Origin of the sequence: Paraburkholderia sp. Tr-20389, assembly GCF_017104565.1 — a bacterium.
GTDB lineage: Bacteria > Pseudomonadota > Gammaproteobacteria > Burkholderiales > Burkholderiaceae > Paraburkholderia.
Genome location: NZ_JAAGPD010000070.1, coordinates 16,200 through 35,793, shown reverse-complemented (window position 1 = coordinate 35,793; position 19,594 = coordinate 16,200). Strand labels below are relative to the sequence as shown.

Annotated in this window: 18 protein-coding genes and 1 pseudogene; 8 read left to right on the top strand and 11 right to left on the bottom strand. The window is 63.5% G+C overall.

What is annotated here, in order from left to right; all coding sequences use genetic code 11:
• Window positions 1-4 precede the first annotated feature (4 nt).
• Window positions 5-1,021, bottom strand: a complete 1,017-nt coding sequence (deoC, locus tag G3N95_RS37860; RefSeq protein WP_205975197.1) for a deoxyribose-phosphate aldolase — start codon at window positions 1,019-1,021, stop codon at window positions 5-7.
• A 569-nt stretch (window positions 1,022-1,590) separates the two neighbouring features.
• Here deoC and G3N95_RS37855 point away from each other — a divergent pair.
• The gene (locus G3N95_RS37855; protein ID WP_205975196.1) at window positions 1,591-2,028 is read left to right on the top strand and encodes an Hsp20/alpha crystallin family protein; all 438 of its coding nucleotides are present in this window, start codon (window positions 1,591-1,593) and stop codon (window positions 2,026-2,028) included.
• Window positions 2,029-2,043: 15 nt separating this feature from the next.
• Complete coding sequence (locus G3N95_RS37850; protein WP_205975195.1) at window positions 2,044-2,457, top strand: Hsp20/alpha crystallin family protein; 414 nt, start codon at window positions 2,044-2,046, stop codon at window positions 2,455-2,457.
• 75 nt (window positions 2,458-2,532) lie between these two features.
• On the opposite strand, the gene G3N95_RS37845 is transcribed toward G3N95_RS37850, so the two are convergent.
• The 5 genes from G3N95_RS37845 to G3N95_RS37825 all read right to left on the bottom strand — a co-directional run bounded on the left by G3N95_RS37845 (window position 2,533) and on the right by G3N95_RS37825 (window position 5,736).
• Window positions 2,533-4,095 carry a tetratricopeptide repeat-containing glycosyltransferase family protein gene (locus tag G3N95_RS37845; protein WP_205975194.1) on the bottom strand — a complete coding sequence of 521 codons (1,563 nt, stop codon included), beginning with the start codon at window positions 4,093-4,095 and terminating at the stop codon, window positions 2,533-2,535.
• 123 nt (window positions 4,096-4,218) lie between these two features.
• Window positions 4,219-4,545: a hypothetical protein gene (locus G3N95_RS37840; protein ID WP_241019175.1), complete on the bottom strand. Its 327-nt coding sequence runs from the start codon at window positions 4,543-4,545 to the stop codon at window positions 4,219-4,221.
• 91 nt (window positions 4,546-4,636) lie between these two features.
• Window positions 4,637-4,876, bottom strand: coding sequence for a hypothetical protein (locus G3N95_RS37835; protein ID WP_205975192.1), 240 nt, complete (start codon window positions 4,874-4,876; stop codon window positions 4,637-4,639).
• Between the two features lie 39 nt (window positions 4,877-4,915).
• Window positions 4,916-5,284, bottom strand: a complete 369-nt coding sequence (locus G3N95_RS37830; RefSeq protein ID WP_205975191.1) for a nuclear transport factor 2 family protein — start codon at window positions 5,282-5,284, stop codon at window positions 4,916-4,918.
• Window positions 5,285-5,481: 197 nt separating this feature from the next.
• Entirely contained in the window at window positions 5,482-5,736 is a 255-nt protein-coding gene (locus G3N95_RS37825) for a hypothetical protein (protein ID WP_205975190.1), read from the bottom strand.
• Window positions 5,737-5,859: 123 nt separating this feature from the next.
• Between G3N95_RS37825 and G3N95_RS37820 the strand changes: the two genes are divergently transcribed.
• From G3N95_RS37820 to flhC, 6 genes and pseudogenes are all read left to right on the top strand, one after another.
• Window positions 5,860-6,765 carry a helix-turn-helix transcriptional regulator gene (locus G3N95_RS37820; protein WP_205975189.1) on the top strand — a complete coding sequence of 302 codons (906 nt, stop codon included), beginning with the start codon at window positions 5,860-5,862 and terminating at the stop codon, window positions 6,763-6,765.
• Between the two features lie 9 nt (window positions 6,766-6,774).
• Window positions 6,775-7,302 carry a GNAT family protein gene (locus G3N95_RS37815; protein WP_205975188.1) on the top strand — a complete coding sequence of 176 codons (528 nt, stop codon included), beginning with the start codon at window positions 6,775-6,777 and terminating at the stop codon, window positions 7,300-7,302.
• Window positions 7,303-7,417: 115 nt separating this feature from the next.
• Window positions 7,418-8,224, top strand: a complete 807-nt coding sequence (locus G3N95_RS37810; RefSeq protein WP_205975187.1) for a 2OG-Fe(II) oxygenase — start codon at window positions 7,418-7,420, stop codon at window positions 8,222-8,224.
• A 21-nt stretch (window positions 8,225-8,245) separates the two neighbouring features.
• Window positions 8,246-8,992: pseudogene (locus tag G3N95_RS37805) on the top strand (YeeE/YedE thiosulfate transporter family protein); the annotation flags it as partial.
• A gap of 547 nt (window positions 8,993-9,539) precedes the next feature.
• On the top strand, window positions 9,540-9,860 hold the full coding sequence (flhD, locus tag G3N95_RS37800) for a flagellar transcriptional regulator FlhD (RefSeq protein ID WP_205975186.1): 321 nt from the start codon (window positions 9,540-9,542) through the stop codon (window positions 9,858-9,860).
• Between the two features lie 16 nt (window positions 9,861-9,876).
• Entirely contained in the window at window positions 9,877-10,500 is a 624-nt protein-coding gene (gene flhC, locus G3N95_RS37795) for a flagellar transcriptional regulator FlhC (RefSeq protein ID WP_205975185.1), read from the top strand.
• A gap of 104 nt (window positions 10,501-10,604) precedes the next feature.
• On the opposite strand, the gene G3N95_RS37790 is transcribed toward flhC, so the two are convergent.
• The 5 genes from G3N95_RS37790 to G3N95_RS37770 all read right to left on the bottom strand — a co-directional run bounded on the left by G3N95_RS37790 (window position 10,605) and on the right by G3N95_RS37770 (window position 19,577).
• Complete coding sequence (locus tag G3N95_RS37790) at window positions 10,605-11,933, bottom strand: Nramp family divalent metal transporter (protein ID WP_205975184.1); 1,329 nt, start codon at window positions 11,931-11,933, stop codon at window positions 10,605-10,607.
• 63 nt (window positions 11,934-11,996) lie between these two features.
• Entirely contained in the window at window positions 11,997-13,169 is a 1,173-nt protein-coding gene (locus G3N95_RS37785) for an acyl-CoA dehydrogenase family protein (protein ID WP_205975183.1), read from the bottom strand.
• 261 nt (window positions 13,170-13,430) lie between these two features.
• Window positions 13,431-14,996 (bottom strand): efflux transporter outer membrane subunit, encoded by a 1,566-nt coding sequence (locus G3N95_RS37780; protein ID WP_205975182.1) that lies wholly within the window; start codon window positions 14,994-14,996, stop codon window positions 13,431-13,433.
• Window positions 14,997-15,010: 14 nt separating this feature from the next.
• Complete coding sequence (locus tag G3N95_RS37775; protein ID WP_205975181.1) at window positions 15,011-18,196, bottom strand: efflux RND transporter permease subunit; 3,186 nt, start codon at window positions 18,194-18,196, stop codon at window positions 15,011-15,013.
• Window positions 18,197-18,269: 73 nt separating this feature from the next.
• Window positions 18,270-19,577, bottom strand: a complete 1,308-nt coding sequence (locus tag G3N95_RS37770; protein ID WP_205975180.1) for an efflux RND transporter periplasmic adaptor subunit — start codon at window positions 19,575-19,577, stop codon at window positions 18,270-18,272.
• Between the last annotated feature and the right edge of the window lie 17 nt (window positions 19,578-19,594).

Here is a 19,594-nt window from a genome sequence, read left to right as displayed (position 1 = left end):
CTGCTCAGGCAACAGGGTGACGGTTGAAGGCGGAATAACGGCCAGTCGCATGATGCTCGAGCTGGCGTTCGATATCGGCGAGAAGACTGGACGCGCCGAAGCGGAACAGTTCGGGTTCGAGCCACGGACGACCCAGTTCCTCTTTCATCAGGATCTGGTACGACAGCGCCGTCTTCGCGTTCGACACGCCGCCCGCCGGCTTGAAGCCGATCAGGATGCCCGTGCGTGCGTGGTATTCGCGAATCATGCGCGCCATCACGAGCGACACGTCGAGCGTCGCGTTGACGCCCTCCTTGCCCGTCGACGTCTTGATGAAATCGGCGCCTGCCATCATGCAGATCATCGATGCGCGCGCGACGTTCGACAGCGTCTGGATATCGCCCGTCGCGAGAATCGCTTTCAGATGCGCTTCGCCGCATGCGGCGCGGAAGTCACGCACTTCATCGTAGAGCGCCTGCCAGTTGCCCGTGAGCACATACTCGCGCGTGACGACGATGTCGATTTCCTGCGCGCCGTCGGCCACCGATGCCTCGATTTCCTTCAGCTTCAGCGGATGTGGAATCAGACCGGCGGGAAAACCCGTCGACACGGCCGCAACGGGAATGCCGCTGCCGCGCAACGCATCGACGGCGGCCGCGACATAGCGGTGATACACGCATACGGCGCCCGTCGTGATGCTGTGCGACGGCACGTCGAGCGCGGCGAGGATGTCGGCGCGCACCGGCTGCCGCGCTTTCGCACACAGACGGCGCACACGGCCCTCGGTGTCGTCGCCGTTGAGCGTGGTGAGATCGATACAGGTCACGGCCTTCAGCAGCCACGCGGCCTGCGCGTCCTTCTTGACGGTGCGGCGCGTGGCGAGCGTCGACGTGCGGCGTTCGACAGCCGACTGATTGACGCGCAGCCCGTCGAGCCACGCGAGATCGAAAGGCATCCCCGGATTGCGGACGGGATGAATGTGGGCTGCGCGCCGTAGCGCGACCACCGACGACGACGAAGACTGCGTAGGAGCTTCAGGCATGAGACGTCCACAGGTTTGTGCAATGCACAGCAACGGCTGATGGTTTATTCGCATGCATCGTACATCGCTTGAGAGGATTCTAACAAGCGTCGTTATGATTGTTTCCCGCGTCCGGGCGTCTGCCAGAACCGTTGAATACGCGTGAGAGTCTTGCCCCGCATGGCTTTCGTGGGGACGGACAGCGGCCATTGGTGTTTTCACCAGGGCGTGAGACGGGACACGCGAGGTCAACGGCGTCACAACTATTGGAACAGCGCTGTCGAAACGCTTGCCAACTCGGGCCGACGACGAAGGGGACCATTCATCGCGGTCGAACACACCTCGAAGATCTCAGCGACAACCGCGCAAAACGCATGCATTTAAGGTCGCTGCATACGCTTTTCAAGCCCTCGTTTTTTGCAGGAATCGCACTTGAAAAGGTTGCAGAGGCTTCCTATCTATCGACTCATCAGGGCAGCCGCTGCATCGATATGTCGGCGCTGCATCCATCCACTTCGATCGTCGCGGCATGACAGGCAAACCGGCACACTCAGGCCGGCACGCTTTGCCGCTCAGAGGAGAGAGCGACCATGAGTGACTTCTATTTCGGCACCGATCTGTTCAGCGAACTCGACCGTTTGCAGCGCCATGTGTCGGGCGTGTTCGGCGGCGGCTTCCCATCCAGCATTCGTTCGAGCCGTGCCGGTACTTTCCCGGGCCTCAACATCGGCACGACGGACGACGCGATCGAGATCGTCGCGTTCGCGCCCGGCATCGATCCGTCGAAGCTCGAACTATCGATCGACAAGGGCCTGCTCACCATCGCCGGCGAACGCTCGGCACGGCCGGCGGAAGAAGGCGCGCGTGCCTATGCGCAGGAACGCTTCAAGGGCACGTTCCGCCGCGTCGTCGAGTTGCCGCAGCAAGCCGATCCCGACAACGTGCAGGCGCGTTATGTCGACGGCCTGCTGGTCATCAAGGTCGGCAAGCGCGAAGCATCGAAGCCGCGCGCGATCACGGTTCAATAATTCCGAGGTGAAATCATGAGCGACAACACTCAAGTGACCCAGCGCGACGAGAGCGCACATGCAGCGAGCCGCAACGGCGCGCGCGAACAGGAACGACGCGTCACGCTGACGCCGCCGGTGGATATCGTCGAAGACAGCAAGGCCGTGACGCTATGGGCCGATCTGCCCGGCGTGTCGAAGGACAAGCTCGACATTCGCGTGCATGACGGCAGCCTGACGATCGAAGGCGAATCCGCTGTGCCTGCGCCGTCGAACGTGCGTTTTTCGCATGCGGAAGTGCGCGCGCCCTTCTTCGCGCGGCGCTTCACAATCAGCGACGACTTCGACACGTCGAAGATCGAAGCGAACCTGAAGGACGGCGTGCTGAAGCTCGTCATTCCGCGCCGCGAACAGGCGCAGCCGCGGCGAATCGAAGTGAACGTCGCCTGAGCGTCGTGTCGATGTGAAAACGGAGCACCTGCGTGCTCCGTTTTTTTCTCCGCGCAGAACGTGCGGCGTATCGCGCTACATGCCCGCATCCAGCGCCGATCGCAACTGGGCGATGGCCTCGCTCCAGTCGTTGCGCTTCGTCTGGCGGAACAGCCGCATGTGCGGATACCACGGAGTGTCTTCGCGCTTCAGTTGCCAGCGCCAGTCGGGCGTAAACGGCAACGCGATCCACACGCGCTTGCCGAGCGCGCCCGCAAGATGCGCGACGGCCGTGTCGACGGTAATCACGAGATCGAGTTGGGCGACGAGCGCCGCTGTCTCCGCGAAGGTCGTCAACCGGTCGGACACGTCGCGCAACACGCCACGTGCAACGAGCTCATCGACGCGCGCACGATCGCCTTCGCGCACATCCTTCACGAGCGACACGAACTGCGCATGCGCGTCGAAGAGCGGCATGCATTGCGCGAGCGGAATCGAGCGGTTGTGATCGTTAAGATGGGTGCGGCTGCCCGACCATACGATGCCGACGCGCGGCCGCGCATCGTCTGGCGCGAACACATCGGCGAATCGATCTGCCAGTTGCGGATCGGCATGCACATACGCGCTTTCGATGCGCAGATCGGCTTCGCGGATTTTCAGCGCGAACGCGAGACTGAGCATCGGAATGTGATAGTCGAAGGCGGGGAGCGGCGCCGTTTCGCCGATCACGTCAGTCGTGCCGGTGTAATCGTGCAACAGCGGCAGCAGCGCATCCTGAACGCGCAAGATCACATGCGCGCCCATCACGCTCAGACGGCCGACGAAGCGGATGAACTGCAACGTGTCGCCGAAACCCTGCTCGGCATGCACGAGCAAGGTCTTGCCGGCGAGCGGCTGCTTACCCGTCCACAGCGTCGCGTCTGGCAAGCCGTGGCTCATCGTGCCGTCGAGCCAGCGCCATTCGTATTCGCGCCAGCCATGCTCGAACTCGCCCAGCAGCAGATTGGTCTGCGCGCGATTGGTGCGCGCGCCGGCGTCGTTCGTGTCGATCGACACGGCCTTCTTGAACTGCTGTAACGCTTCGTCGAAGCGATGCAGATCGCGCAACGCGACGCCGAGATTCACATACGCGCGCACGAAGTTCGGCTTGAGCGCGATCGCCTGGCGATAGGCCGCGAGTTCTTCGTCATAACGCTCCATCTGACCGAGCAGCGTACCGCGGTTGTAATGCACTTCGGCCGATTGCGGATAACGCTGCGTGAGGCGCGCGAGGCGTTGCAGCGCGCGCGCGTGCTCGCCCGTTGCAACGAGCGACATCGCCGCGCCATGCAGCGATTCGGCGTGATCCGGAAAGGCCGTGAGAACGCGCTCGAACAGTGCGAGCGCGTCGGCGTGACGCCCCGCGAGCTGACAGATGTGCGCGGCGAAATGAAGCTGCTGCGGATTCGTCGATGCAGGCTGCGCGGCGCGCAACGCGTAGTCGGCCGCGCGCGTGTAATCGCCCTGCTTCGCCGCGACGTAGCCGAGCGCTTCGAGTGCTTCGTTGTGGTTGGGGTCGATCGACAGAATGCCGTTCAGCAGCGCGACCGCTTCGTCGTATTGACCGGCGGCGAACTTCTGCTGTGCGTCGGCGAGACTTTGGGCGATATCGTGATTCATGATGCAGCGGTTCGGCGCAACGCCGCGTCGCGCCCGAGGACGGAGGGGTCGATTGTACGCGAGCCCCTCGCGTGACCGCCGCTTCGCGCCTGCGTTATTCGCAGGCCGCCCGGCGCGCCGTCATCAAACCGACACGCGGATCTTGTTGTTCTTCTGCATTTCTTCGAGCTGCTTTTGCGCTTCGATTTCCTGCTTCAACATCTCGCGCACTTTCTGCATGACCTTTTCGCGCTCTTCGGGCGACATCCTGTTCAGGTCGTCTTGCGTGACGCCGAGCTTCGCGAGAATCATCTTCTGCAGACGCTCGCCCGCCGAGCCTTTCGTGTAATCGGTCAGTTGGTCGAGCAGTTCCTTGAAGGACGGCTTGCTGCCCGACTGAGTGCCCGACGTGGCCGTCGCGCCGCTCGTGCTGCCCGTGCCCATCGTGCCGATGTTGTTCGTCGTTTGCATGGTCATGCGTTCCCCGGAGTCGTGTTGAAATTATCGAATCGACCTGCGCGTACCGCTTCGCGCAGCACTTTAGTCACGACGAACGCGCACGTCAACGGTTGCCAAATGACACATTCCGACACAAACGCCATCTGATCCAGCCGGCCAAGGCGAGCAGCATGAGCCCCGCTCCGCCGAGCACCGGTTCGCGCCACGCGACGAGCGCGATGAACGTGAATGCGCGTGCGCTCGCGAGCAGCGCGAATCCGGCGACGGCACCCGATGCCGTATCGATTGCGCCCTGCGCGCGTCCGCAAGCTGCGGCATCGCAGGTGACGGCGGGCTCATGCATGATTTTCTCTCCGGTCTTGGTATGTGGGATTGCTATCGGTCAAGCAGCGCCGGGCGCTTCGTCGAGAAAGCCCGTCACGGACTGCAAGCGGCCGCGCGTATCGACGACGCCGAAATCGGAGCCCTTCACGATCGATGCCCCCGACGGCGTCAGCAATTCCCACGAAAAACGCAGCCGGTTGGCGAAGCCGTCGACCTCCGTCGTGCGGCGAAACGTGTGCTGCGGAAAGCGCTCATGGACAGCGCGGATCATCGCGTCGATGCCGTCGTGTCCGTTGCCGGACAAGAGCGGGTCGACATAGGCGGCGTCGTTCGCCCAGGTCGCCGAGATCAGTTCGCGGCGACGGCCCGCGTCGGTTTCGTTCCAGGCGTCGAAGTAACCGTCGATCAATGCGGTGTGCGTGTTCATCAGTGACTCCTTCAGTCGGTGAATGGTCGAGACGTCCGCCGTGTGCTTCACGATGGCGGCGGCCTCGGACTGAAGATTCGTCGATGAACGTGCGCGGGTCGATTACGCGGGAGGTAATGAAAGAACGGCACCTGTGACTTCAGCCGCCACAGGTGCCGGAGAGAACGACATGCGGAACAACTGCGAAGCAGCGCGTGTCAGGCCTTTGCAGTGCTGACCTGATCGGCGAGCCGACGGCCTTCGTCATAGCCCGCTTCGCGCGCTTCCTCTTCGCTGCGGAACGTCGCGACGAGTTCCTGGAAGCGCCGGCTCTGTCCTTCGAGATGCGCGTCGGCGCCATGCCGGCACACATAGCCGACGTAGTGCCACAAGGTTTCCGGCACGGGCGGCCCGTAGGCCGTGACGGGAAGCACCCAGACTTCCTGGCCGTTGTGCTCGATCTTGTCCCACATGTTCGCCTCCGGAACGGTCGCAAGGTCTTCAGTATGAGCGCGTTTGGCCGCCCCCGCGATGGTGCGGCGCGCTGTCCGTGCGCAAGACAGCCTCGCGCGCGACCGAGCTTTACCTGTCAGGTAATGGAATCGCCGCGCGGTTTGGCTATCATCGTCGACATGAACACGCTCACTGCCACCTCGTCCGCGCTCACAGGCGCGTCCTCGATGAGCCGCACCGTCGGCGACATGCTGCGCGAATGGCGACAGCGGCGCCGGATGAGCCAGCTGCTGCTCGCCTCCGAAGCCGAGATTTCGACGCGCCACCTGAGCTTCGTCGAATCGGGCCGCGCGCTGCCGAGCCGCGAAATGGTCATGCACCTCGCCGAACGGCTCGAAGTGCCGCTGCGCGCGCGCAATGCGCTGCTCGTCGCGGCGGGCTATGCGCCGCTCTATCGCGAGCGCCAGTTGAGCGATCCGCAACTGGGCGCGGCGCGCGAGGCCATCGACCTGGTGCTCAAAGGTCATGAGCCGTATCCCGCCGTCGCCGTCGACCGGCACTGGACGATCGTCGCCGCGAACAATGCGCTCGCGCCGCTTCTGACGTCGGCGAAGCCCGCGCTGCTGGAGGCGCCCGTGAATGCGCTGCGCCTGTCGATGCATCCGGACGGCATCGCGTCGCAGATCGCCAACTGGCATGCATGGCGCGCGCATCTGCTGTCGCGCCTGCAGCGGCAGGTCGACGTGAGCGCCGATGCGACGCTCGCTGCGCTCTACGACGAACTCGCCGATTACCCGACGCCGCCCGGCGCCGAACCCGCCGACGACAGCCACGCGTCCCCGCTCGAACAGATCGCGGTGCCGTTGCGCCTGCGCACCGAACTCGGCATGCTGTCGTTCTACAGCACGACGACAGTATTCGGCACGCCTGTCGACGTCACGCTGTCGGAGCTGGCGATCGAAGCATTCTTCCCAGCCGATCCGCAGACGGCCGACGCGCTGCGCAAGTTCGCGGACACGCGCTCGGCTTCCACTGCGGCAAGCGCCTGAGGGTCGCGCATGACAGAGACGCTCTCGATCCGCCAACTCGGCCCCGCCGACCGCGACGCGTTCTTCGCACTGCGTCTGCGCGGCCTGAAAACGCATCCCGCCGCGTTCGGGCAAAGCTATGACGAAGCCATCGAGCGCGGGCCGTCGCAATTCGATTCGATGCTCAGCGGCATGCGCGCTGCCGAGGGAAGCTTCCTGCTCGGAGCATTTTCCCCGCCGGCTGGCGCGATGGTCGGCACGGTCGGGCTCATGCGCGAAACGCGTCACAAGGAACGGCACAAGGGCTATGTGATCGGCATGTACGTCGCGGACGAGGCGGCGGGCCGCGGAGTCGGCCGCGCGCTGCTGACCGCCCTGATCGCGCGCGCCGCACAGGTCGACGGCTTGCGGCAGATCATGCTGCTCGTGACGAGCGCGAACGCGTCGGCCCGTGGGCTGTATGAATCGCTCGGTTTTCGCGTGTATGGAACGGAGCCGGACGCGCTGTGCATCGACGGCGTTTTTCACGACGCCGATCTGATGGTGCGCTTCATGTGACGTGTGGCGATTCGGCTCGCTGCCGAATGAGAGAGCAAGACGCGGAGTGTATGGACGCGGGCGGCTGCGTAGACTGGGCGGCATAGAACACGCAACCACTGCGACGGAGCCGCTCATGCAGGATTTCGCCTTCGACACCCAAGCCTTGCTGTTCGGCGCAGACGAAGCACCGCGCAACAACCGGCGCGAGCCGACACCCGCCATCGCGACCCAACAGTCCATCGAAAACCGCATCGAGGCGATCGACTGGACACACGCCGCCAGCGAACTCGATGCGCATGGCTGCGCAATGCTGGAAGGCCTGTTGAGCGCCCGCGAGTGCGATGCGCTGAGCGCGCTCTATCGGCGGGACGATCTGTATCGCAGCCGCGTCGTGATGGCACGGCACGGCTTCGGACGCGGCGAATACAAGTACTTCGACTATCCGCTGCCCGACGCGATCGGCGCGTTGCGCGCGGCCGTCTATCCGCATCTCGTACCGATTGCCAACGCGTGGCACGAAGCGATGCGCATCGACGTGCGCTTTCCGCCGGACCACGCCGCCTTTTTGCGCCGCTGCCATCAGGCGGGCCAGTTGCGCCCGACGCCGCTGCTACTCCAGTACGCGACGGGCGACTACAACTGCCTGCATCAGGATCTGTACGGCGAGCACGTGTTCCCGATCCAGCTCGCGATCCTGCTGTCCGAGCCCGGCCAGGACTTCACGGGCGGCGAGTTCGTGCTGACGGAACAGCGCCCGCGCATGCAGTCGCGCACGGAAGTCGTGCCGCTGCGCAAGGGCGACGCCGTGCTGTTCGCCGTGCATCACCGGCCCGTGCAGGGCACGCGCGGCGCGTATCGGGTGAACATGCGGCATGGCGTGAGCCGGCTGCGCTCAGGGCATCGGCACACGCTAGGCGTGATCTTTCATGACGCGCGATAGGTCTTACAACCGTGCGGCGTCATCGTCGGCTCGGTCGTCGCGACGGCGCATATGCCGTTCTGGACCGCGCTGCCGTCACTCAAGCCGACTTCGCTGGTGACAACTCTCGGCGCGGGCCCGGCGATCGCGATCAAGCTCGCCGTGTTCGCCGCAATCGCCGCGCTGACGGTCGCAATCGAGCGACGCCGTCATGGACGCCTCGTCAACGGTGCACCGCGCGCCGCCAACGCGTCGCCCTGGCTGCACGGGCCGTGGCCGCTGTTCGCCGGCGCGCTCGCACTCGCGCTGCTCAACTTCACGACGCTCGCGCTGTCGGGCCGTCCGTGGGGCGTGACGTCGGCATTCGCGCTGTGGGGCGCGAAGCTGTTCTCGCTCGCGGGCATCGACGTGGCCAGTTGGCCTTACTGGAGTTCTCACACAAATGCAGCAGCCCTCACCGCGTCCGTTACACGCGATGTAACGAGCGTAATGGATGCGGGCATCGTGCTCGGCGCGATGGCGGCGGCCGCGCTGGCGGGCCGCTATGCGCCTGTGTCGCGCGTGCCCATGTGCTCCCTCATCGCGGCCGTCGTGGGCGGCATGATGCTCGGCTACGCGGCCCGGCTGGCCTACGGTTGTATTATCAGAGCGTATTTCAGCGGCATCGTGTCAGGCAGCCTGCATGGCTGGCTGTGGCTCGTCGCCGCGTTCGCCGGCAACGTGATCGGCACGCGGCTACGTCCGCTTTTCGGACTCGAAGTGGAGCGAATCCGCCAGACCGGCTGCTGAAACGTTACAAACCCGGCCGGAGTCTGTAACAACCCCGGCCCGAACTAGTTACAAATTCCTACCGGTTTGTAACTAGTTTCCGTTACATCTCGGGTTATCCCTGACCGCTAACCGGCAGCGTATTTTTTACCTGCCGGTTTTTTGTTTTCTTTCCCTTCGCTTTCTGAACTCATATCGTTTTTGCATAAGCGGAGGCACGTCAATAAATCGGAAACTATTGCTTCGATCCTTATACAACAAGGGTTTGCACGTACCCCCTTGCAAACGTTTTCCGTCTGGCTATGCATTATGACGGCCACGTGAAAGAGTTACCGAAAACTCTGTTGTTTTGTCGTATCTTTTTTTTGAGAAAGGTATTGATTTCTGGAAATCCTGTTCATACAATTCCGCCCAAGCTGTTACGAAATGTAACGGCTTGTATCAAAGGTTGGCTGGATGTATCTCTGCACCAACTTGACGCCGGAAATCTTCAGTGTCCGGCGGGGCATAAGACCAAAACGGCAGAAAATGCCGACATAAGTAATTCGGGGCTTCGGAAACAGAGAAAATGGACCGTAGCAGCGAGACGCTGGATTCTATCCGCGAGATCAATTTGTCTTACATCATGCTCGCACAACGTATGTTGCGCGAGGACAAGGCAGTCGGCATGTTCCGTCTGGGCTTGTCGTCGGAGCTGGCTGATCTTCTTGCCGGGCTGTCGCTCGCGCAGATCGTCAAGCTGGCCAGCTCCGATCAGCTTTTGTGTTTTTTCCGCTTCAACGACCACGCGATGTTGTCGGCGTTGACGCACACGTCCCGTCACGCAGAAGTGGCATCGACGCATGCCGCGATCCTGCTGGCCGGACAGCCCGCAGAGCAGTTCGCTTAAACCTCAGAGGACTGCCATGCTGAAAAAGAGCCTTACCGAAGACGCGCAGGAAGTTTTCCGCGCCATCGCGCTGATTGAACTGGGCGCACGCATGCAGGTGCTCGAGAGCGAACTGACGCTGTCGCGCGACCGTATGATCCGCCTGTACCGCGAGGTCAAGGGCGTATCGCCGCCGAAGGGCATGCTGCCGTTCTCGGCAGACTGGTACATGACGTGGCTGGCGAACATCCATGCATCGCTCTTCTACAACACGTATCTGTTCCTGAAGAACGAAGCGCGCTGCTCGCATCTGGACGCGCTGACCAAGGGTTATCGTCTGTATCTGGAACATTGCCGTCATAGCGAGACCGAGCCGGTTCTCGACCTGACGCGCGCATGGACGCTCGTGCGTTTCTTCGATGCCGACATCCTGCAACTGACGCCGTGCTGCCGTTGCAGCGGCAAGTTCGTCGCGCACAAGCACGACCTGCAGCACAACGTCGTGTGCGGCGCCTGCCAGCCGCCGTCGCGCGCCGGCAAGACAAAGAAGGCCGCCGCCGCGAAGCGCGAAGCGCAGAAGGAAGTCGTGTCCTTGCCGCAAGTCGCGGAAGAAGTGGAACTGCTCGAAGAACTCATCGAGGAAACTGCGCTGGCGGCCTAGCGCCGCACCACGCACCGTCCATCCGAAGCAACGAATTACTTTTGAAGCCGGTCTCGCGAGACCGGCTTTTTTTCGTCCGCTTTATTTTTCGCCTGCTTTCTGTTTCAGCCGGCGAAGCCGAACGTCTGCACGACGAGCCAGATATTCGCCGCGCTGATCAAGCCGAACAGCGCCCACGCGATGATGCGCATCGGCAGCCGGTTCGCGAATTCGCCCATCAGCGCGCGGTCGTTCGTCATGCGGATCAGCGGATAGAGCGCGAACGGCAGTTGCAGGCTCAGCACCACCTGGCTCGCGACGAGCAGCTGGCCGACGGCGCCGTTGCCGAGCATCTGCACGCCGACAAGCGCGGGAATCAGTGCGAGCGCGCGCGTGATGAAGCGCCGCTGGTAGCACGGAATCTTCAGCTGCAGAAAACCTTCCATGATGACCTGCCCGGCGACCGTGCCCGTGAACGTCGAGCTTTGCCCCGACGCGAGCAGCGTGATCGCGAACAGCACGGCCGCGAAGCCCGTACCGACGACGGGCGCAAGCAACCGGTAGGCATCTTCGATTTCGGTGACGGCCGTGTGCCCCGTCGAATGGAAAGCGGCTGCCGCGAGGATCAGGATCGCCGCGTTGATCAGCAGCGCGAGAAAAAGCGCGACTACGGTATCGATGCGCGACAACGAGATCGCGCCCGCGATGCCTTGATGATCGCGCTTCACGGCGCGCGTCTGCACGACGGACGAATGCAGATAGAGGTTATGCGGCATCACCGTGGCGCCGAGAATGCCGATCGCGAGATACAGCGGCTCGCGTTCGCTGATGGCCTGCCATGACGGCACGAGGCCTGCCGCGACGGACGGCCAGTGCGGATGCACGAGGGCCAGCTGGATCACATAGCCGACGCCGATGGTCGCGATCAGGCCGAGCATGATCGCTTCGAGATCGCGGAAGTTCTTGCCCTTCAGGCCAAGCACGATCAGCGTATCGAACGCGGTCAGGATCACGCCCACCGTCAGCGAGCACTTGAATAGCAGATGAAAAGCGAGCGCGCCGCCCAGCACTTCGGCCAGATCGCAGGCGACGATCGACAGTTCTGCCAGCAGCCATTGAACCCGCGCGACACCCGGCGAATAACGCGTGCGCGACAGCTCCGCGAGATTGCGGCCCGTGACGATGCCAAGACGCATGCTCAGACATTGCAGCACCATCGCCGCAAGACTGGACAGCACGACGACGAACAGCAGGTTATAGCCGTAGCGCGAGCCGGCTTCGATATCGGTGGCCCAGTTGCCCGGGTCCATATAACCGATCGACACCAGCAGACCAGGACCTGCGAACTGAAGGATCTTTTTCCAGAATGGCGCGGACTGCGAGACGGTAACGGAGCCCTGCACCTCGGATGGGCAGAACGGCGCGGTTGCTGTAGTAGGAAGTTTGAACTGCAAAGCCGGTGACCTCGAGGTGAATGAACTCGCAGCACGCGTCGAAGGCCGTGCCGCGAAACGCCCTCAAGTGTACAAAGAAACCTCCGGCAACGTCCCGGTAAGGGCGTAGCGACCCACGTCGCGCACGCGGTAATCGAGCGGGTCGTGCAGCGTGTGTACGCGCGCGTTGCGCCAGAAACGGTCGAGCGCGAGCGGCGCGCCCGTCGCGCGTGCGCCGCATGTATCGAAGAGCGCTTCGCTCACGTCGAGCGCCGCGCGATGCGCGTAAATCTTCGCCTCCGATACAGCCAGCCCGACCTGCGCGCGCTCTTCGGCCGTCAACGCGTCGCCCTTGCTCCACGCGTCGTCGAGCGCGAGCGCGGCGCGCGTGGCAAGCGCCTGCGCGCCCACTGCCTTGAGGCGCATCTCGCCGAAGCGCTGCACGAGATACGGATCGTCGAGCGCATTCTCGACGCCCGAGTTGATCCACGGCCGCGCATGCTGCGTCACGTATCGGCGGGCCTCTTCCAGCGCGCCTTCGGCGATGCCGACGAACAGATTGGTCAGCACGAGCTGCGAGACGAGCGTGCGCAGCGTCGCGCGCGGAATGGGCGGCGTTTCGGAGCGATGCAGCACTTCTGCGGCTTCGACCTTGACGCGCGTGAACGACACGCTGCCGCTATCCGTCTGACGCTGGCCGATGGGGTCCCAGTCCTCGTTCACCGCGATGCCTTCGCGCCCGGTCGGCACGACGGCGAATAGGGGCTTGCCCGTTGCGGGATCGTGCGCCGAGACCGTCATCATCTGCGAGCCGCGCGTGCCCGAACAAAAGCCTTTGACGCCGTCGAGCAGATAGCCGCCGTCATCCGTTGCACGTGCAACCAGACGCGGATCGAGCGGATTCACCGCGTTGCCCCACCACCAGCGCGAGTCGACCGTGCCGCGCAGATAACGCTCGCGTTGTGCCTGATTGCCCCACACGTCGACGCTCACGATCTGCAGATACTGAAACCCCAGCAGATGCGCGAGCGCACTGTCGACCCGCGCGACCGTGCGGATCGTTTCGTACACGTCGAGCCAGCGCGCGCCTGCACCACCGAACTCGCGCGGCACGGCGAGCGTAAGCAGGCCCGCGTCGGCGATCCACTGCTTCTCCTGCGCCGCGTGTCCGCCTGCGCGGTCGCGCGCGGCGGCAGTTTCCCGTAGAGCGTCGATGAGCGTGCGCAAATCTGTTGCGGGAATGCGTGGATCGTTCATGCCGTCTCCGTGGGTGCGGGCGTCGTCGTCGATCGCATAGTATGCCGCGACATTCGCACCGGATACCAGCAGCGCCCGCGCGACTTCAAGATGAGGCCGACGATCATAGATGCGTGCATGACAGCGGTCTACGAATCGATTGTCGAATGGAAAGCTGGAAACGCGATATGTGAAGCAGCAGTGCGCCGATGCAGCAGGCGAAAAAAAAGCGGACCCGCAAGGGTCCGCTTCATCTGACATCCGCATCCGGTCAAACAGTGCTCAACGCTTCGCCAACTGCTGCTGCGCCTGCGCATCCGCGTTGCCGACATCCGTCTTCGCATCGCCCCACCCGCCGCCGAGCGCGCGAATCAGATTGACGGTCGCCACTGCCTGCGTGCCCGCGAGATGGCTCAGTTGCAGCTGCGATTGCAGCACCTGACGCTGCGCATCGATCACGTCGAGATAGCTGACCTGACCTTCCTGATACTGCGTCTGCGACAGATGCTCGGCGCGCTGCGATGCGTTGACGGCATTGTTCTGCTCACGCGTCTGGTCTCCGAGCAAACGCAGGTCCGACAGGTTGTCTTCGACTTCACGGAACGCCACCAGCACCTGCTGACGATACTGCGCGACATCCTCGTCATACTTCGCGCGCGCGTTCGCGAGATTCGCCTTGCGCCGGCCGCCGTCGAAGAGCGGCACCGTCAGCGCCGTGCCCGCGAACGGACCGAGCAGGAATGCGCGGCTCGACCACATGAACAGATCGCCAAGCGTCGCCGATTCGAAACCGAATGCCCCCGTGATATCGAGCTTCGGGAAGAACGCCGATTTGGCCAGACCGACGCGTGCATTCGCCGCCGCCATGCCGCGCTCCGCCGCCGAGATATCCGGACGACGCTCCAGCAGCGCGGACGGCAATCCGGCAGGCACCTGCACCGTCACCGGCGCGAGCGGCGTTTCGGGGAACGTGAAGTCCGCCGGCGGTTTGCCGAGCAGGATCGCGAGGCCATGCTCGGACGCCGCACGCTGACGCGCGACGCCGACAGCATCGGCGCGCGCCGTCGCCAGTTCATTGCGGGCACGCGACACATCCAGTTCGTTGATCTCGCCTTCATTGAAGCGGCGCTCGACGAGCTTCAACGCGTCTTCACGCAACGTCACCGTCTGACGATACAGGCTCAACTGCGTATCGAACTCGCGCAACTGGAAGTAGTTCTGCGCGACGTCCGCCTGCAACGCGAGCTGCACCGAGCGGAACAACGCCTCGCTCTGCGCCTCGTCGGCACGCGCTGCGTGCACGTTCGAACTCACGCGTCCAAACAGATCGACTTCATACGCGACCGTCGTCTGCGCGCGCCACAGCGTTTGCGTCGGCACGTTCGAATCGTTCGGCAGATTCTGTGAAGCCGGCGACTGACGTTCGCGCGTCGGGCCGAAGCCCGCGTCGACCGACGGGTACCACGCGGCGCGCGCCTGGTTCGTCAGCGCGCGCGACTGCTGCACGCGCGCGGCCGCTGCCTTCAGGTCCTGGTTCGCATCGGCGGCCTGCTTTTCGAGCGCGTCGAGCGTCGAGTCGCCGAACACGGTCCACCATTCGCCGCGATGCGCGTCCTCGGCGGGCTCGGCCGTCTTCCACGTACCCGCTTCGCTCGCGGGCAGCGGCGCGGCCGCTGCGTCGCCTGTCGTCGCCGTCACGGGCGCTTCCTTGAACGCCGAGGGCGTCGGCGCATCGGGACGGTTATACGTCGGCTCGACCGAGCACGCCGCGAGCAGCAACATCAGCAGCGTGCTTGCCGCCGCACGTCCGAAGCCACTCAGGCCGCTCGTTTGTTCAAACCTTTTCATTGTCATTTTCTCCATCATGCATCCGTCGTGTGCGCGACGAGATGCGGCGAGTCCTTCTGCGCGACGTGAATCTTGCCGCCAGCCAGCGTGCGCAACACCACATAGAACACCGGGGTGAGCATCAGACCGAACAGCGTCACACCCAACATGCCGAAGAACACCGCGACACCCATCGCGTGACGCATTTCGGAACCCGCACCGCTCGATACCACCAGCGGCACCACGCCCATGATGAACGCGATCGACGTCATCAGAATCGGCCGCAGACGCATGCGGCTCGCCTCGATAGCGGCCTGCAGCGGCGTGCGTCCGTCGTGCTCCAGTTCACGCGCAAACTCGACGATCAGAATCGCGTTCTTCGACGCCAGCCCCACCAGCACCATCAGACCGATCTGCGTGAAGATGTTGTTGTCGCCCTGCGTGAGCCACACGCCCGTCAGCGCCGACAACACGCTCATCGGTACGATCAGGATCACCGCGAGCGGCAGCGTCAGGCTCTCGTACAACGCGGCGAGCACGAGGAACACGAGCAGCACGCTGATCGGGAACACCCACAGGCCCGCATTGCCCGCGAGGATCTGCTGATACGTGAGGTCGGTCCATTCGAACTTCACGCCCTTCGGCAACACTTCGGCTGCGATGCGCTCCGCGGCGTTCTGCGCTTCACCCGACGAGAATCCGGGCGCCGGGCCGCCGTTGATGTCGGCTGCCGTGAAGCCGTTGTAGCGCACCACCATTTCCGGACCGTAGGTCGGCGTCACCGTCACCAGCGACGACAACGGCACCATGTCGCCATTCACGTTGCGCGTCTTCAGTTGCAGGATGTCGTCGGCCTGCTGACGGAACGGCGCATCCGCCTGCACACGCACCTGGTACACGCGGCCGAAACGGTTGAAGTCGTTCACGTACAGCGAACCGAGATACACCTGCATCGTGTTGAACACATCCGTCACGGGCACGCCCAGTTGCTTCGCCTTCACGCGATCGAGATCGACGTTCAGCTGCGGCACGTTGATCTGATAGCTCGAAAACGTCGGGCCGAGTTCAGGCGTCGTCGCGGCCTTCTTGATGAACGCCTCCGTCGCCTTGTTCAGCTCCGCGTAACCGAGCGAGCCGTGATCCTCCAGCTGCATCTTGAAGCCGCCCAGCGTACCGAGACCGAGAACAGGCGGCGGCGGGAACACGGCAACGAACGAATCCTTGATCGCGCCGTACTTCTGGTTCAATGCGCCCGCAATCGCACCCGCCGACAATGCCTTGCCCTTGCGTTGATCGAACGGCTTAAGCGCGACGAACACGATGCCCGCGCTCGAACTGTTCGTGAAGCCGTTCACCGACAGCCCAGGGAACGCCACCGCGTTCTCCACGCCCGGTTGCTTCAGCGCAATCGCGCTCATGTCGCGAATCACCTTCTCGGTGCGATCGAGCGATGCACCGTTCGGCAACTGCGCGAACGCGATCAGATACTCCTTGTCCTGCGCCGGCACGAAGCCGCCCGGCACGATGCGCGTAACGAGCACCGTAAGACCCAGCAGCACCGCATACACGACCAGCATCGCGCCCTTGCGCTTCAGCACGCCGTTCACGCCACGGCCGTAGCTATCCGAGCCGCGATGGAACACCTTGTTGAATGCCGCAAAGAAGCGGCCGAGCAAGCGATTCATCAGGCGCGTCAGCCAGTCTTCCTTCGCGCCGTGACCGCGCAGCAGCATCGCCGACAGTGCGGGCGACAGCGTGAGCGAGTTGAACGCCGAGATCACCGTCGAAATGGCGATCGTCATCGCGAACTGCTTGTAGAACTGGCCCGTCAGACCCGACATGAACGCCAGCGGCACGAATACGGCGACCAGCGTGAGCGCGATCGCGATGATCGGCCCGCTCACTTCCTGCATCGCCTTGTAGGTCGCATCTCTCGCACTCAGCCCGCTTTCGATGTTCCGCTCGACGTTCTCCACCACCACGATCGCATCGTCGACCACGATACCGATCGCGAGCACCATCCCGAACAGCGACAGCGCATTGATCGAGAAGCCGAATGCAAGCAGCAGCGAGAACGTGCCGACGATCGACACGGGCACGGCGATCAGCGGAATGATCGACGCGCGCCACGTTTGCAGGAACACGATCACCACGATCACGACGAGCGCGATCGCTTCGAGCAGCGTGTGTACGACGGCCTCGATACTCGAGCGCACGAACTGCGTCGGGTCATACACGATGCGGTATTCGACGCCGGCCGGGAAATCCGCGCTGAGTTCCTTCATCGTCGCGCGCACTTCGTCGGAAATCTGCAGCGAGTTCGCGCCCGGCGACTGGTTGATCGCCATCGCGACAGCGGGCTTGTTGTCGAGCAGCGAGCGCAGGCCATATTCCGAAGCTGCGAGTTCGATACGCGCAATGTCCTTCAGATACGTCACCGCGCCATCGGGTGCCGTCTTCACGACGATGTCGCCGAATTCGCTTTCCGTCTTCAAACGGCCGCGTGCATTCACCGACAGTTGCAACGCGGTGCCAGGCACGGAAGGCGACGCGCCGATCACACCCGCCGCGACCTGAATGTTCTGCTCGCGAATCGCGCTGACCACTTCCATCGCGGTCAGATTGCGTTGCGCGACCTTCTGCGGATCGAGCCACACGCGCATCGAGTAGTCGCCCGCGCCCCACAGCTGCACCTGCCCGACGCCCTTGATCCGCTCCAGGCGGTCCTTCACGTTGAGCAGCGCGTAGTTGCGCAGATACGTCATGTCGTAACGGTCGTTCGGCGAGATCAGGTGCACGACCATCGTCAGCGTCGGCGAGCTCTTGATCGTCGTCACGCCGAGACGCTGCACGTCTTCCGGCAGACGCGGCAACGCCTGGTTCACGCGGTTCTGCACGAGCTGCGTCGCGAGGTCGGGGTTCGTGCCGAGCTTGAACGTGACCGTCAGCGTGAGATTGCCGTCGCTATTGGCCTGCGACTGCATGTACAGCATGTTCTCGACGCCGTTGATCTGCTCTTCGAGCGGCGACGCAACAGCTTCTGCGATCACCTTCGGGTTCGCGCCCGGATACTGCGCGTGCACCACGACGGAGGGCGGCACCACTTCCGGATACTCGGAGATCGGCAACTGGAACACGGCGATCATACCGGCCAGCAGAATCAGGACCGATAGCACGCCGGCGAAGATCGGCCGGTCGATGAAGAATTTGGATATGTTCATGTGAAGCTCTTGATGTTGGAGCGCTTACGTCTCGTGCGCATGCATCGAAGGATCGTGTGTGTCGGTCGACCGATCACGAATCCTTGCGCGTCTTCGCGTGCGGCTGCGCCTGTGCCTGCGTTTGCTGATTCGACTGGGCTTGCGGTTCGTTGTGCTTCTTCGATCCGTCGAGTTGCGCCTGCTTGTCCGCCTGTGCGTCGTCGGCGACGGGCGCGCTGTTCGCATCACCAGCACCCATCGGCACCACGTGCGCGCGAATCTGCGCGCCCGGCCGCACGCGCTGCGTGCCGTTCACGACGATGCGGTCGCCCGCATGCAGCCCGCCCTTCACGACGCGCAGCGCGCCTTGCAGATCGCCCAGCTGAATCTCGCGATACTGGACGTGATCGTCCTTATCCACGACGAACACGAACTTCTTGTCCTGGTCCGTGCCGATTGCGGCATCGTCGATCAGCAGCGCCGAATGCGGCTCGCTGCCGCCCACTTTCACGCGTGCATAGAGGCCGGGGACGAGCGAGCCGTCGGCGTTATCGAAACGCGCGCGCACGCGAATCGTGCCCGACGACGTATCGAGCCGGTTGTCGACCGACTGGATCGTGCCCTTGCGCGAGTAGCCCGTTTCGTTCGCAAGGCCCAGTTCGACGGGCACCTTGCTGTCGCTCTTCACCTGACTGATGTACTGCAGATAAGTCTGCTCGTCGGCGTCGAACTCCGCGTAGATCGGCGACACGGACACGAGCGTCGTCAGCGGCGCCGCGCTCGCGCCCGCGTTCACGACGTTACCGAGCGTGATCTCGGCACGCGACACGCGGCCCGATACAGGTGCGACGATCTTCGTATAGCCGAGATTGATCTGTGCAGCTTCGAGCGCCGCTTGCGCGGCCTTCACGTTCGCATTCGCTTCGCGCGCCGAGTTCTGCTTCTCGTCGTAATCGCGCTTCGCGATTGCGTTATCGCCGATCAGCCGTTGCGCGCGTTCCCAGTCGCTTTGCGCATAGCCCGAACGCGACTGCGCAGCGGCAAGCTGCGCGGCGGCGCGATCGACTTCCGCCTGATACGGACGCGGGTCGATCACGAACAGCACGTCGCCTTTCTTCACGAGCGCGCCGTCCTGGAAGTTCACGGACACGATGGTGCCCGACACGAGCGGCCGTACATCGACCTTTTCTACTGCCTGAAGACGGCCCGAATAGCTTTGCCAGTCGGTGATGGTCTTCTGAATGACGGTGGCGACGTCGACTTCCGGCACGATGGTCGGCGCGGATTGTGCAGGCGAGCGCGCGTCGACGCGAATCGCGCCGAACGTGCCGAGTCCGGCTATGACGATCACGGCTAGCGCCGCAACCGCCAGCTTCGAACGAGAGAGAGGAAAAACAGACATGTCAGACTCCGGAAATT

Bases quoted from the DNA above. Each gene is read 5' to 3' on its own strand.
- G3N95_RS37855 (WP_205975196.1), top strand. From the start codon at position 1,591: ATGAGTGACTTCTATTTCGGCACCGATCTGTTCAGCGAACTCGACCGT.
- G3N95_RS37820 (WP_205975189.1), top strand. From the start codon at position 5,860: ATGGAATCGCCGCGCGGTTTGGCTATCATCGTCGACATGAACACGCTC.
- flhC (WP_205975185.1), top strand. From the start codon at position 9,877: ATGCTGAAAAAGAGCCTTACCGAAGACGCGCAGGAAGTTTTCCGCGCC.
- G3N95_RS37815 (WP_205975188.1), top strand. From the start codon at position 6,775: ATGACAGAGACGCTCTCGATCCGCCAACTCGGCCCCGCCGACCGCGAC.
- G3N95_RS37835 (WP_205975192.1), bottom strand. From the start codon at position 4,876: ATGCATGAGCCCGCCGTCACCTGCGATGCCGCAGCTTGCGGACGCGCG.
- G3N95_RS37810 (WP_205975187.1), top strand. From the start codon at position 7,418: ATGCAGGATTTCGCCTTCGACACCCAAGCCTTGCTGTTCGGCGCAGAC.
- G3N95_RS37775 (WP_205975181.1), bottom strand. From the start codon at position 18,196: ATGAACATATCCAAATTCTTCATCGACCGGCCGATCTTCGCCGGCGTG.
- deoC (WP_205975197.1), bottom strand. From the start codon at position 1,021: ATGCCTGAAGCTCCTACGCAGTCTTCGTCGTCGTCGGTGGTCGCGCTA.
- G3N95_RS37785 (WP_205975183.1), bottom strand. From the start codon at position 13,169: ATGAACGATCCACGCATTCCCGCAACAGATTTGCGCACGCTCATCGAC.
- G3N95_RS37850 (WP_205975195.1), top strand. From the start codon at position 2,044: ATGAGCGACAACACTCAAGTGACCCAGCGCGACGAGAGCGCACATGCA.
- flhD (WP_205975186.1), top strand. From the start codon at position 9,540: ATGGACCGTAGCAGCGAGACGCTGGATTCTATCCGCGAGATCAATTTG.
- G3N95_RS37780 (WP_205975182.1), bottom strand. From the start codon at position 14,996: ATGAAAAGGTTTGAACAAACGAGCGGCCTGAGTGGCTTCGGACGTGCG.
- G3N95_RS37840 (WP_241019175.1), bottom strand. From the start codon at position 4,545: ATGCAAACGACGAACAACATCGGCACGATGGGCACGGGCAGCACGAGC.
- G3N95_RS37770 (WP_205975180.1), bottom strand. From the start codon at position 19,577: ATGTCTGTTTTTCCTCTCTCTCGTTCGAAGCTGGCGGTTGCGGCGCTA.
- G3N95_RS37830 (WP_205975191.1), bottom strand. From the start codon at position 5,284: ATGAACACGCACACCGCATTGATCGACGGTTACTTCGACGCCTGGAAC.
- G3N95_RS37845 (WP_205975194.1), bottom strand. From the start codon at position 4,095: ATGAATCACGATATCGCCCAAAGTCTCGCCGACGCACAGCAGAAGTTC.
- G3N95_RS37825 (WP_205975190.1), bottom strand. From the start codon at position 5,736: ATGTGGGACAAGATCGAGCACAACGGCCAGGAAGTCTGGGTGCTTCCC.